At 61.7% G+C, this 12,494-nt stretch carries 9 protein-coding genes and 1 pseudogene; 4 read left to right on the top strand and 6 right to left on the bottom strand.

Annotated features, from left to right (window positions below; all coding sequences use genetic code 11):
- The first annotated feature begins 67 nt into the window (after positions 1 to 67).
- The 3 genes and pseudogenes from H3T90_RS06000 to gnd form a co-directional block, all read left to right on the top strand.
- The gene (locus tag H3T90_RS06000; RefSeq protein ID WP_046322328.1) at positions 68 to 1,513 is read left to right on the top strand and encodes a GntP family permease; all 1,446 of its coding nucleotides are present in this window, start codon (positions 68 to 70) and stop codon (positions 1,511 to 1,513) included.
- 36 nt (positions 1,514 to 1,549) lie between these two features.
- A complete protein-coding gene (locus H3T90_RS05995; RefSeq protein WP_082097679.1) occupies positions 1,550 to 2,227 on the top strand; it encodes a gluconokinase in 678 nt (225 codons plus the stop codon).
- A gap of 54 nt (positions 2,228 to 2,281) precedes the next feature.
- A pseudogene (gnd, locus tag H3T90_RS05990) lies at positions 2,282 to 3,193 on the top strand (phosphogluconate dehydrogenase (NAD(+)-dependent, decarboxylating)); the annotation flags it as partial.
- Here the strand turns inward: gnd and H3T90_RS05985 are convergent.
- From H3T90_RS05985 to H3T90_RS05970, 4 genes are all read right to left on the bottom strand, one after another.
- Positions 3,183 to 4,112, bottom strand: coding sequence for a family 43 glycosylhydrolase (locus H3T90_RS05985; protein ID WP_198229929.1), 930 nt, complete (start codon positions 4,110 to 4,112; stop codon positions 3,183 to 3,185). The pseudogene gnd and the gene H3T90_RS05985 sit on opposite strands and share 11 nt — an antisense overlap.
- 89 nt (positions 4,113 to 4,201) lie before the next feature.
- The gene (locus H3T90_RS05980) at positions 4,202 to 5,059 is read right to left on the bottom strand and encodes a carbohydrate ABC transporter permease (protein WP_110424784.1); all 858 of its coding nucleotides are present in this window, start codon (positions 5,057 to 5,059) and stop codon (positions 4,202 to 4,204) included.
- Positions 5,056 to 5,985 (bottom strand): carbohydrate ABC transporter permease, encoded by a 930-nt coding sequence (locus H3T90_RS05975; RefSeq protein WP_198229928.1) that lies wholly within the window; start codon positions 5,983 to 5,985, stop codon positions 5,056 to 5,058. The genes H3T90_RS05980 and H3T90_RS05975 overlap by 4 nt, the downstream gene beginning before the upstream one ends.
- Positions 5,986 to 5,998: 13 nt before the next feature.
- On the bottom strand, positions 5,999 to 7,252 hold the full coding sequence (locus H3T90_RS05970; protein ID WP_198229927.1) for an ABC transporter substrate-binding protein: 1,254 nt from the start codon (positions 7,250 to 7,252) through the stop codon (positions 5,999 to 6,001).
- A 184-nt stretch (positions 7,253 to 7,436) separates the two neighbouring features.
- On the opposite strand from H3T90_RS05970, the gene H3T90_RS05965 reads away from it, so the two are divergent.
- Entirely contained in the window at positions 7,437 to 8,471 is a 1,035-nt protein-coding gene (locus H3T90_RS05965) for a LacI family DNA-binding transcriptional regulator (protein ID WP_046322324.1), read from the top strand.
- A 67-nt stretch (positions 8,472 to 8,538) separates the two neighbouring features.
- Here H3T90_RS05965 and gndA read toward each other — a convergent pair whose 3' ends face one another.
- A complete protein-coding gene (gndA, locus tag H3T90_RS05960) occupies positions 8,539 to 10,005 on the bottom strand; it encodes an NADP-dependent phosphogluconate dehydrogenase (protein WP_046322323.1) in 1,467 nt (488 codons plus the stop codon).
- A 112-nt stretch (positions 10,006 to 10,117) separates the two neighbouring features.
- Positions 10,118 to 12,439: a KUP/HAK/KT family potassium transporter gene (locus H3T90_RS05955; RefSeq protein ID WP_232346824.1), complete on the bottom strand. Its 2,322-nt coding sequence runs from the start codon at positions 12,437 to 12,439 to the stop codon at positions 10,118 to 10,120.
- Positions 12,440 to 12,494 lie beyond the last annotated feature (55 nt).

Below are 12,494 nucleotides of genomic sequence, written 5' to 3'. Positions count from 1 at the left end.
AATGCAAAAATAAGAGCCGGGAAGCTGTTCAGGCTGAACGGCTCGCATCCTCAGAGAAGAGGCAGCCATGCTTTTAGCGTCGCAGCCGACAGCCGACGGGTACCTAACCCTGGCGGCGAGTCAGGCCGTTTCCCTGAACACCACCCAATTGGGCATCAGCCTGGTGCTCAGCCTGGCGGTGCTCATCTTCCTAGTCACTGTCGTCAAACTTCATCCCTTTGTCTCACTGCTGGGTGCCGCCCTCGTGGTCGGCATCGGTTCTGGCTACGGACCCGTGGCCACCCTGACCAGCTTTACCGGCGAGTTCGGCTCCACCATGGGCTCCGTAGGCATTCTGATCGGCCTGGGAGCCATGATCGGCAAGGTCCTCATGGACACCGGAGCCACTGACCAGGTGGTCAACACCCTGGTCGCCAAGTCCAAGCCCGCCACCATCCCCTGGATCATGGCCCTGATCGGCGCCCTGATCGGCCTGCCCATGTTCTTCGAAGTCGGCCTGGTCATTCTGGTCCCGGTCATCATTCTGGTGGCCCGCCGCACCAAGCTTCCCCTGATGCGTGTGGCCATCCCCACCCTGGCAGGCCTGTCCATCATGCACGCCTGTGTGCCTCCTCACCCCGGCCCCCTGGCAGCCCTGAGCCAATTCAAGCAGACCGGAAACGTAGGCCTGACCATGATGTTCGGCATCCCCTTCGCCCTGATTACCCTGGTCGTCGTGGGCCCGGCCTTTTCCCGTCTAGCCTCCCGCTGGGTGCCCATCGAAGCCCCGGCCGACTTTGTGGCCAAGAGCGAGCAGGCCGGCAAGGAGGAGACCCGGCTGCCATCCTTCGCCCTCTCGGTCTGCTGCATCCTTCTGCCGGCAGTCCTCATGCTGCTGACCTCCATCTTCGAGATCGCCATTCCCGGGTTCAAGGATCGCAAGGACGGCCTGGCACAGACCATCAACTTCATCGGCAACCCGGTCATGGCCCTGGCCATAGCACTGATTGTTTCCATGCTGGTCCTCAAGGCCGCCTCGGGCATCTCCTGGAAGACCGTCAATGACTCCCTGGGAGCGTCGCTTCCCGCTGTAGCGGGCATCCTGCTGATTGTGGGCGCAGGCGGTGGCTTCAAGGGCGTCCTGGTCTCCACCGGCATCGGCAAGATCATCGGCACCTTTGTGGAGAACTCCAACATCTCCATCTTCCTGCTGGGCTGGGTCATCGCCGTCTTCGTACGCATCGCCACAGGCTCGGCCACCGTCTCCATCCTGACCACGGCCGGCATTCTCAGCAACGCCATGACCATGATGCATGCGGGCTCCACGGCCACTACACTTCTGGTCATCGCCATCGGCGCCGGATCAATCTTCCTCTCCCACCTCAACGACGCGGGCTTCTGGCTGATCAAGGAGTACTTCGGCCTGAGCGTTGGTGAGACCCTGAAGACCTGGTCGGTTCTGGAATGCCTGCTGTCGGTAGTGGTTCTGGTCCTGGTCATGATCGCCAGCATCTTTGTGCCCATCACCGCCTGAGCGTCATTGTCAGATTACTTTTCAGAAAGGTTGCACATGGTCGACACATCGTTGAAGAATTCCGACGCGCTGAGCGCAGAAGATCACCCGGAGCCCCAGGTCCCCTCGGCAGTGGACAACACGGTTCCCCCGGACTACTTCCAAGGCCGCACACCCGTTCTGGTCATCATGGGAGTCGCCGGCTGCGGCAAGACCACCATGAACGAGCACCTGGGCAGCAAACTGGGCTGGGACATGGCCGAGGCCGACGACTTCCACCCCCAGGCCAACATCGACAAGATGGCCCGCGGCATCCCCCTGAACGACCAGGACCGTTGGCCCTGGCTGGACAGCATCCATGATTGGATCGAGGACCACATGCGGCGAGGAGTGCCCGGAACCGTCACCTGCTCCGCCCTGAAGCGGATCTATCGTGACCGGTTGCGAATGCCTGGGGTGGTCTTCATCCACCTGAGCGGGGACTACGACTCCATCATGGAACGGCTCTCCAAGCGGAAGGGGCATTTCATGAAGCCGCAGATGCTCCGCTCCCAGTTCGATGACTTGGAACCCCTGGGACCGGACGAGGTTCACCTGACCATCGACGTAGGTCTGCGCATGTCTCCCGAGATCGAGGCCGAAGAGGTCATCGACACCCTGGGTCTGCAGTGTGATGTCAAAGCGCACACCGCCCAGGTTCAGGCCGAGCGCGCCCGGCAGGCAGCCCGCCAGTAGCACCGGCAAAGCGGCCCGACCGCGGCCGACCACCAACCATCGCGGTCAACTTCACACTGTTGCAGTCAAGGGAGAGGAACTGACACTATGAAGATCGGCATGATTGGCCTGGGACGCATGGGCAAGAACATGGCGGACCGTCTGCGTACCGGTGGCCACCAGGTGGTCGGCTACGACATCGCGCCGGACTCGGGCAGGGATGTGGACAGCCTGCAAGCCCTGGTCCGGGACCTAGATGCCCCACGAGTGATTTGGGTCATGGTCCCGGCCGGCAAGCCCATTGAGTCCACTCTCGATCAGCTGGGCGAGCTGATGGAGCGCGGCGACCTGGTCGTGGATGGGGGCAACACCCGCTTCACCCAGGACCAGGAGCACGCCCAAGCCCTGGCCGCCAAGGGCATAGGCCTGGTGGATGTGGGCACCTCCAACGGCATCTGGGGCAAGGAGAAGGGCTACGCCTTGATGGTCGGAGGATCGGATCAAGACGTGGCCCGGATCCAGCCCATCCTGGACACCTTGAAACCTGAGGGCGACTACGGTCTGGTCCACGCGGGAGGAACCGGCGCTGGCCACTATGCCAAGATGGTCCACAACGGCATCGAATACGGGATGATGCAGGCCCTGGCCGAAGGGTACGCAGTCCTGGAGGCCTCCAACCTGATCAAGGAGCCAGGCGAAGTGGTGGAGTCCTGGCGAAAGGGCTCGGTCATCCAGTCCTGGCTGCTGGACCTGCTGGCTCAGGCCCTGAAGGAAGACCCGCACCTAAGTGGAATCGCCGGCAAGGCCGATGAGACCGGCGAGACCAAGTGGATGATTGCGGACGCCCTGGAGCTGGGGGTGCCCACACCGGCCATCACCTCGGCACTCTACGCCCGCCAGTCCTCCAAGATCGAGGACCCCATGACCATGAAGGTGGTCTCTGCACTGCGCAGCGCCTTCGGCGGCCACCCCATCGTCAGGGAGTAACCAGGTCCTGGGCCGGGTACCAGTAGGATCCCACCTGCGGACAGACCTGGACCATGGCGCCGTCATCAGCGAAATCCAAGGGGGCAAAGACGATTTCGCGATGACAGCCGTCGCCCTGGCCGTCCCTGGCGAACCTGTGATAGGCGACGATCCAGTCGTCCCGGCCCGGCACACAGGTAATGCAGTGATGCCCCGTGGCCAGAATCCCCTTGGCATGGTCAGCCTTGATCAGGACCTGGGGCGCGGTCCAAGGGCCGTCCAGCGATGGCGCGCTGGACCAGCGGATCTGATAGTTCGGATCCCTGGTGTCATTTTCCGACCAGGAGGCATAGTAGATGTCTCCCCGCCGACAAACAGTGATGGCTTCGCGGAAGTTGTCAGGCACAGCGGAGCGTACTGAGCCATTCTCCAGACGCAGGCCATCAGGGCTCAGCCGCGCCATATAGGCACGGCCATTGCCCCACAGCAGATAGGGCACATCGCCGTCATCCACGAAGATTGAGGGATCGATGGGCAGGCAGTCGTAGTCCCCCCGGGCGATGAATGGCTCCCTGGCCGCTCGGAAGGGACCGGTCGGGCCGGGAGCGACGGCTTGGCCGATCTGTCCATCGGCCACAAAATACAGGATGCAGCGTCCCCGGCGCACCAGCAGGCAGGGCGCCCAGGCACCCTGTCCCCCATGCCACCAGGGGACCTGTTCCAGATCCAGGATTTTTCTGCGGGTCCAGTGGCACAGGTCCCTGGATTCATAGACGTAGAAAGCGTGCGAGGACCAATCAGGCAGCCCGTCTTCGGTGCAATAGAGGTACCAGCGGTCCCCGATCATGACCAGATCCGGGTCCGCGCAGTAGCGATGCAGGGGGTTGCTTGCCAATCCCGTCCCCTTCGACCCTTGATGTGCGCTTGCGAATTCCTCCATGGACTGTGACTCCGATCCTTCATGAGTGCGGCGGCCGGAACCTGAACCTCCGACCGCCGCCATTGACTATGACCTTCCGACTGGCCGCCTTACCCCTTGACCGCTCCGGCAACCAGTCCGGAGACGATCCACTTCTGACAGAAGATGAAGAAGATGAAGACCGGGATCAGGGCCAGGACCGTAATGGTCATGAAGCTGGGCCAATCAGTCGTGAACTGGCCGACTGCGTTGTAAACCTGCAGAACGATGGTGCGCAGGTTGGAACTGCTGATGAAGACGTTGGCCGTCATGAAGTCATTCCAGGTCGACATGGTCTGGAAGACCACCACCGTAGTCAGTATGGGTCTGATCAGCGGCAGGACGATGCTCCAGAAGATCCTCAAGGGTCCGGCCCCGTCGATCCTGGCGGCCTCAATGACCTCAAAGGGCAGGGACTGCATGTAGCCCACGATCAGGAAGTAGCAGAAAACCGCCCCGCCCAGGTACATGACAATCAGGCCCAAGAGCGTGTTGACCAGCCCCACGCTGGACTCCATCCGGTAGAGGGGAATCAGAGTGGACTGGGCGGGAATGACAAAGGCGATCATGAGGATCACTCCGATGACCGAAGTGAATATCGACTTGCGCAAAATCATCCCGTAGGCAGCCAGAGCTCCGATCAGCACCTGGAAGAGGACACCGAAGAAGGTGACGATCAGGGTGTTGATTAGGCTGCGGACGATGGGCACCGTGGCGAAGGCCCGCGTGTAGTTGCGCAGCGTCCACTGCTTTGGCAGGCCCAGCGGATTGGTGGCCATGTCGGGGATGGTCTTGAAAGTGTTAATCAAGATGTACCAGAGGGGCACAGCGCAGATCAGGGCAATGATCAGCACCACCACGCTTCTGACCACCGAACGCCGCCGTTCCCGCTGACTCAGGGTCAGGGTCGAGCTCTTGCTGCTGCTCATTGGAACCTCCTCGAAATCAGGCTGGCGGCACCCATCTGAGCGAAGACCACGAGGGCCGTAGCCAAGGTGAACAAAACCGCCAGGGCCGAACCCAGCCCATACTGGGACTGGCCGATGCCCTGCTGAATGATGGACTGGGTCACCGTATAGGTGGAGTACCCGGGGCCGCCCTTGGTCATGGTGTAGGGCAGGTCGTAGACCTTGAGGCCGCCCGACATGAGCAGGAAGCTGGAGGTGACGATGCCTGGGATCAGCTGGGGCAGGGTGATGTGGACGAATTGCTGGCGGCTGCTGGCCCCGTCCACTGTGGCCTGCTCATAAAGGTCTCCGGGAATGGACTGCAAAAAGGCCAAGTAGAGGGTGGCATGCCAGCCGATCTGCGCCCAGACGGCGATGAAGATGACGCAGCACCGGGCCAGGGTCGAGTTGGACAGCCAGGGCACTGGTCCCAGGCCGAAGACACCCAGGATGGTGTTGAAGACGCCTGACTTCATGGGTGAGAAGATGTACTTCCAGACCATGCCCATGATGGCCAGCGAAGGCACGCTGAAGAAGAAGAACAGGGAGCGGGCGAAGTTGCGGCCCCAGAACTTCCGGTTCAGGGTGACGGCCAGAGGGATGGCGAAGATGGTCACCAGGACCGTCTGAGCCACGGCATACAGAATGGTGAACATCAGGCCTTGCATGGTCGAGGAATCGGTGAACACACTGTGGTAGTTCTTCCAGCCCACATAATGCATGTTCAGGCTGTAGCCGTTGAAGTCTGTCACCGAGTAGATGATGGTCTGCACCAGCGGCACCGCGAAGAGGATGACGAAGACGGCCAGTATGGGCAGGAGGAACCAGAAAGAGGTCAGATCCTGCCGCAGACCGACCATGCGCCGTCGATGGGCGTTGGCACGTTCTGCCACAGATTGGGAAGTCATATTCTAGCCCTTCCTACTTGACCGAGGCCATCTTGTCATCGATGGCCTTGGCCCACTGATCTACATTGATGGACCCTTGCACCAACTGCTGGGTCTCGGACTGACGGACGGTGGTCAGCACATCAGGCTTGGCGTAGAAATTCATGACCAGGAAGTAACGACCCGTCTGCAGACTGGTCCGGTAGACCTCCTCGTACTCGGGCTTGACCTTGGCTTTGAACCCCTGAACGGTAATGGCATCCCCGTTATCGGCCGAATGCTGCAAGGCCCAGCGACTGTCCATGAAAGTCAGGAATTTCCGGGCCGCTTTGAGCTTGGCACCCTTGAGATGGGAGTAGATAGCGTAGGCAGGCGAAGGTGATCCTTGGGCGTAGTTGGGCATGCCCTCCTCCATGAGCGGCATGGGGGCCATGCCCCACTTGAATCCGGACTGGCTGATGGAGGGCAGGTCCCAGGGCCCAGTGCAGATCATGGCCACCTGTCCGTTGATGAACTGGGTCTTTCTGTCGTCGCCGCTGATGCCCACTGTGTCTCGCGTGGACAGGCCCTGGTCATAGAGCTTCATCCAGGCCGCAACTGCTTCGCGCTGATCGCTGCCTGGCTGTTGTGGGCGGCGGTCAATCAGGCTGTTCACATCCACCTTGTCCCTGGCCAGCTGCGAACCCAAAAAAGCGTCGGGAATCTGACTGGGAGCGTCAGCGATGCCCTCAAGGAAGGGCGTGACCCCGGCGGCCTTGAGCTTCTTGCACAGCTGCAGGAAGCCGTCCCAGGTCTCGGGCACTTTTTTGGCGCCTACCTTGGCCAGCAGGTCCTTGTTATAGACGATTCCGGAAGCCCAGGAGGACACGGACATGCCGTAGACCTTGCCTTGATGACTGACGAAGTCCTTATTGGCCTGGGAGATGTTGCGCATGAAGGGCTCATCGGTCAGGTCGCGCACGTAGCTGTTCTTGATCAGGTCAGCCTTGTTCTCGGAGGTGATGACGAACACATCCGGGGCCTGATTGCCGACCAGTCGGGTCTGCAGGGTCTGGACGTACTCAGCGGTAGGCGGCGAGTAGCTGAAGTCCACCTTGATTCCTGGGTTCTGTTGCTCGAATTGGTCGATGTATGGCCTCATCGTCTGTTCGTTGTTCCATGACAGGAAGGTCAGCGTGGTCTTGGACCCATCGGCACCGCCACCGGCTCCACAGGCTCCCATGGCCGACACCAACATACCGACCCCCAGCGCCGCAGCTATGCCCTTCCATGCTCGCTTCAGCTTCATGACTCCTCCTTGCAATCAATCCTCTGAACATCCTTCCGGGTTGTTCAACGTCGAGACCCGGGAATTGACACGATTCAACTGCTATCAAGATATGGTATAGCACGTTGGTTGAATCGTGTCAATTACATGACGATAAGGCCACCCACGTGCCTAAGATAATGGCTGAACCCGGGAAAGGTGCGAAATGGTGACGATGAGCGACGTGGCCAAGGAGGCGCAGGTCTCTCGGGCCACTGCCTCCTATGCCCTTCGAGGCGATACACGCATAGCGGATGACACCAGGCGCAGGGTCCTGCTTGCAGCCCACAAGCTCCGCTACTCAGCCAATCTGTCGGCCAGAAGCCTGCGCTCAGGCAAGAGCGGCATCATCGGCGTGGCCATCTTCGAGCTGGACAAGCCCTACCCCGCGCAGATGAGCGCAGCCATCTCCCGGCAGATCAACGCCCATGGCATGCAGGCCATCATCCAGCAGACATCCAACTCCAAACAGGATGAGGTCTCCATCCTGCGGCATGTGACCAGCCAGCTCTGCGACGGCACAATCTTCAGCCCGGGCAGCATCACCAATGAGGAGATGCAGGAGCTGGCCGATGGCAAGCCTCTGGTCCTGCTGGACGACCCCTCAGCCGAGCCGGTCTTTGATTCAGTCATGACGGCCGGATTCGAGGGAGCCGCCATGGCCGTGCGGCACCTACTGGACTGCGGATGCCAAAGAATAGGTGTGGTGGGCGCCGACATGACGGCCAGCACCGATCCGGTCCAACAGTACTCGGTCCGCGGCCGCAGGGTGGCCGGCTGCTTGAAGGCTCTGAAAGATGCCGGAATCAAGGCCCGCTCCAAAGACTTCCTGACCTTGGACCGCTGGGACGGGGAATTGGCCCGGGACTTGGGTCATCATCTGGCAGACACGTCCGACCTGCCCTTTGACGGCATCTTCTGCATGACCGACTCCCTGGCCCTGGGCCTGATCCGAGGACTGCACGAATGCGGCGTGGAGGTCCCCCGGGACCTGGCCGTCATGGGATTCGACGGCATCCAGGAGGGAGAGTCCTATATACCTTCGCTGACCACCATCAGCACCGACAAGGAGGACCTGGCCCGCAAGGCGGTTGATGCCCTCCTGGCCCGCCTGCAGGGCGACGACGATAATCGTCCTGCCACCCGGACGACTGCCGCCTGCCGGCTGGTGGTCCGGGAATCCACAGCCAAGATCCGATAACAGATTGACAAAAGGGTCCGCGCTGCCGTCTTAGCGGCTGCGCGGACCCTTGCGATCCCGGCGAAGCTCAGTCCTGCTTGATTTCGGACTTGTCCTCGGCCCAGAGGGTGTGGAAGACGCCTGGCTGATCTACGCGCCCATAGGTATGAGCACCGAAGAGGTCACGCTGGCCCTGGATCAGGGCGGCGGGGAGCCTATCGGAACGCAGCCCGTCGTAGTAGGACAGAGAGCTGGCGAAGACGGGGATGGGGATGCCGGCCTGGGTGGCACGGGCCACAACACGCCGCCATGAATCCTGAGCCTGCTCGACAGCCTGCTTGAAGAAGGGGTCGAAGAGCAGGGAGCCCGGCTCACGGCCAGAGGCATAGGCATCGGAGATCCGGTTCAGGAACTTGGCACGGATGATGCAGCCGCCACGCCAGATGCGGGCGATGGCACCCATATCCAGCTTCCAGCCATAGACTCGAGCTCCCTCCTGCATCTCGTTGAATCCCTGGGCGTAAGCCACAATCTTGGAAGCATAGAGGGCCTGGCGAATGTCCTCAATGAAGGACTTTCGGGCCTCGGGGTCGGCGGCCAGATCAGCCATGACGGCCTTGGGCTGCGGACCCTTCAAGCCCTCCTGGGCAGCCTGGCTGCGCAGCTCGGGCGAGGAAGAAAGTCCCCGGGCGAAGACGGCCTCGCCGATGCCGGTCACGGGCACGGCAAGGTCCAGCGCGGTCTGCACGGTCCAGGTGCCGGTGCCCTTCATGCCTGCCTGATCGGTGACGATGTCGATGAAGGGCTTGCCGGTGGCGGCATCAGTGTGGTGGAGCACCTCGGCAGTGATCTGCACCAGGTAGGAGTTCAGATCCCCCTGGTTCCACTCTTCGAAGACCTGGGCGATGGCCTCGGGTTCCATGCCCAGGCCCCTGCGCATCAGGTCATAGGACTCGGCGATCACCTGCATGTCTGAGTACTCGATGCCGTTGTGGACCATCTTGACGAAGTGACCCGCCCCGTCGGTGCCGATGTGGGTGACACAGGGTTCGCCATCGACCTTGGCTGCGATGGATTCCAGGATGGGTCCCAGGGTCTTCCAGGACTCATCGGTCCCGCCGGGCATCATGGAGGGTCCCAAGAGGGCGCCCTGCTCGCCGCCGGAGACGCCGCAGCCCACGAAGTGCAGCCCACGGGCCCGGATGGCCTTCTCCCGGCGAATGGTGTCCTTGAAGTAAGCATTGCCGGCGTCCACGATGATATCCCCCGGCTCCATCAGGTCGGCCAGGTCATTAATCATCTGGTCGGTGGGGTCCCCGGCCTTGACCATGATGATGGCCGTGCGGGGCTTGGTCAGCGAAGCCACGAACTCCTGCAGCGTCTTTGCCGGGACAAACTGGCCCTCCTGGCCATGATCGTGAATCAGGGTCTCAGTGCGCGAATAGTGGCGGTTATAGACCGCTACGGTATTGCCGTGCCGTGCCAGGTTCCTGGACAGGCTGGCGCCCATGGCGGCCAGACCCACGACTCCGATATTGGCTTGAGCTTGTGTCATCACATCACCTTTCGACGGTAGCCCGGAAAGGCCGGGCACCAGGTTCCATGCCGTCAATTCTATGGCCCGGACCCGATTTGGGCCAGGATCCACAGGGTGAGATTCCACTCACTCAGTCCTTGTGGTGCTTGCCGCCCTTCATCTTGCGGGAGGGCAGGACCACTCGCGTCAGCTTGGGAACCGCCCGGGTGGAGACGAACAGGGGCTGCACCTCCACGATGGGGTTGTAGGGAGCCAGACCGAACCACTTGATCGGCGAGCCAGCCACCTTGCGAATGGCGTACTTGACCTTCAGCGAGAAGGCGCCCCGGGAATCAATCTTGGACTCGGGCATCAGGGCCTTGTGGACCAGCACATAGGTGACTGTGCCGATCTGCGGATCCTCGTCCACCTTGGGGTAGATGGAGGGCTGCTTGGGCAGTTCGCCGCTATCGATCAGCTCGTGCATGATCTGGTGCAGGTAGGTGGCCACATTCTGGTCCACCTTGAAGCCCAGCCTCATGCGCACGCGGAAGAGGTAGTTGGTGCCGAAGTTCTCCACCGAGTACTTGCGCGTGTAGGGAGCGTCCGTGGTCTGGACCGAGACCGCCCACCAGGCCCGGGCACGCTTGGGCCGGTTGGCGAAGATGGAGAAGAAGATGTCGGTGTCCAGCCGCCGCATCTCCGCGTCCGAGGTCAAATAGACCAGGTTGTCTGCATAGTAGGGGACACGGAAGTCGTTATGGAGCATCTCCAGGGCGGGCAGGCACTCCTTGGCCGTCATATGCCGCCGTTGCGAGCGCTCCACCTTGGTGCCCACATCCCAGGTGTACATGATGTAGAGGATGGCCGCGGTCAGCAGCATGGTGAACCAGCCGCCGTGCATGAACTTGGCCATGGAGGCCATGAAGAAGAGGATCTGGATGGCCAGGAAGACCAGGGCGAAGAGCAGGGAGAGCGCCCGCTTACCGTCGTGCCAGATGTAGTCGGCCAGCAGGACGGTAGTGGTGATCATGGTCACCGTCAGAGCCAGCCCGTAGGCGGCCGAGATGTGCTCGGAATCCTTGAAGATGGCCAGCACAGTCAGCGTGGCCGCGCACAGGACCCAGTTGATGGTGGGGATATAGAGCTGGCCGCGGGTCCGCGCCGGGTAGCGCACCTGCAGGTGAGGCATCCAGTTGAGGCCAGTGGCCTCCGAGACCATGGTGAACGCGCCCGTTATCAGGGCCTGCGAGGCGATGACGCCAGCAGTCACCGACAGAAGCACCGCCACGTAGCGCACGGTGGTGGGCATCATCTGGAAGAAGGGGTTGAGCCCGTCTACGCCCTGCAGGGCCTTATTGTCGCTGTTGCGCAGGATCCAGGCCCCCTGGCCGAAGTAATTGAAGACCAGGGCGACATTGATGAAGGGCCAGGTGGCGTAGATGTTGCCGCGGCCCACGTGGCCCATGTCGGAATAGAGTGCCTCGGCTCCCGTGGTCGACAGGAAGACCGTGCCCATGATGGTCAGGCCCACCGGATTCTGCGGACTGAAGAGGAAGCGAATCCCGTAGACCGGGTTCAGCGCCTCGAAGATGGACCAGTCGTTGCCAATGCAGTAGATGCCGATCAGGGCCAGGAAGGCGAACCAGACCATGACCACGCTGCCGAAGACCTTGCCGATCCGCTCGGTTCCGCGCGACTGGACCGCAAACAGGATCAGGATGATCACGAAGGTGATGACCATGGTCAGGTTCCCGTTCTCACGGAAGATCGGAGTCAGGACGGGGATGGTCTTGAGGCCTTCGACTGCCGAGGATATGGAGACCGCCGGAGTCAGCACCGAGTCAGCCAGGAAGGCGGCGCCGCCGACCATGGCAGGAATGGCCAGCCATTTGCCGTAATGCCGGACCAGGGTGTACAGGGCGAAGATGCCGCCCTCGCCCTTGTTGTCGATGCGCATGGCCACCAGGACGTATTTGACCGTGGTAATCAGCGTGATGGACCAGAAGACCAGGGAGAGCATGCCCAGCACAGCCGCCCTGTCCACACGGGCCATACCGCCTTGCCCGGCCACGAAGGCCTGCATGGTGTACAGGGGCGAGGTGCCGATGTCGCCGTAGACCACGCCCAGGGCCACGATGCACATGCCCAAGCTGATCCTGTCAGGTGAGGACTGTACCCGCCGCCACCAGCGGCCCAGAGGACCCTTTGGCGGAGTGCGACGACGCTGGGCTGCCCGCTGGGCCTCGCGCCGGACCCGCTTGAGCTCGTTCTCCTCCTCGCGCGTGCGGGATTTGGCCGAGATCTTTGGGGCCTTGGTAAAGCTCTCCGGGGGAAGTATCGATTCTTTCGTCAACCGACCCTTACGAGAGGCCGCCGTCGACTTCGCCGCTTTTTCGCCGGATAACCGGGGTGGTTCGTCAGCGCCCCTGCCATCATCCTGAGCCGCCAACTCATGCCGCTCATCCGCCATAGAGCCCTCCATCGGCCAATGCCTTCACTCATCTACTTCCGGGTGCCGTATGTTG

The sequence above is a fragment of the Bifidobacterium polysaccharolyticum genome, assembly GCF_016101585.1.
GTDB lineage: Bacteria > Actinomycetota > Actinomycetes > Actinomycetales > Bifidobacteriaceae > Bombiscardovia > Bombiscardovia polysaccharolytica.
The sequence above is the reverse complement of the archived record's forward strand: the minus strand, read 5'-3'. Positions and strand labels throughout refer to the sequence as shown.

Bases quoted from the DNA above. Each gene is read 5' to 3' on its own strand.
- H3T90_RS06000 (WP_046322328.1), top strand. From the start codon at position 68: ATGCTTTTAGCGTCGCAGCCGACAGCCGACGGGTACCTAACCCTGGCG.
- H3T90_RS05995 (WP_082097679.1), top strand. From the start codon at position 1,550: ATGGTCGACACATCGTTGAAGAATTCCGACGCGCTGAGCGCAGAAGAT.
- H3T90_RS05985 (WP_198229929.1), bottom strand. From the start codon at position 4,112: ATGGAGGAATTCGCAAGCGCACATCAAGGGTCGAAGGGGACGGGATTG.
- H3T90_RS05980 (WP_110424784.1), bottom strand. From the start codon at position 5,059: ATGAGCAGCAGCAAGAGCTCGACCCTGACCCTGAGTCAGCGGGAACGG.
- H3T90_RS05975 (WP_198229928.1), bottom strand. From the start codon at position 5,985: ATGACTTCCCAATCTGTGGCAGAACGTGCCAACGCCCATCGACGGCGC.
- H3T90_RS05970 (WP_198229927.1), bottom strand. From the start codon at position 7,252: ATGAAGCTGAAGCGAGCATGGAAGGGCATAGCTGCGGCGCTGGGGGTC.
- H3T90_RS05965 (WP_046322324.1), top strand. From the start codon at position 7,437: ATGGTGACGATGAGCGACGTGGCCAAGGAGGCGCAGGTCTCTCGGGCC.
- gndA (WP_046322323.1), bottom strand. From the start codon at position 10,005: ATGACACAAGCTCAAGCCAATATCGGAGTCGTGGGTCTGGCCGCCATG.
- H3T90_RS05955 (WP_232346824.1), bottom strand. From the start codon at position 12,439: ATGGCGGATGAGCGGCATGAGTTGGCGGCTCAGGATGATGGCAGGGGC.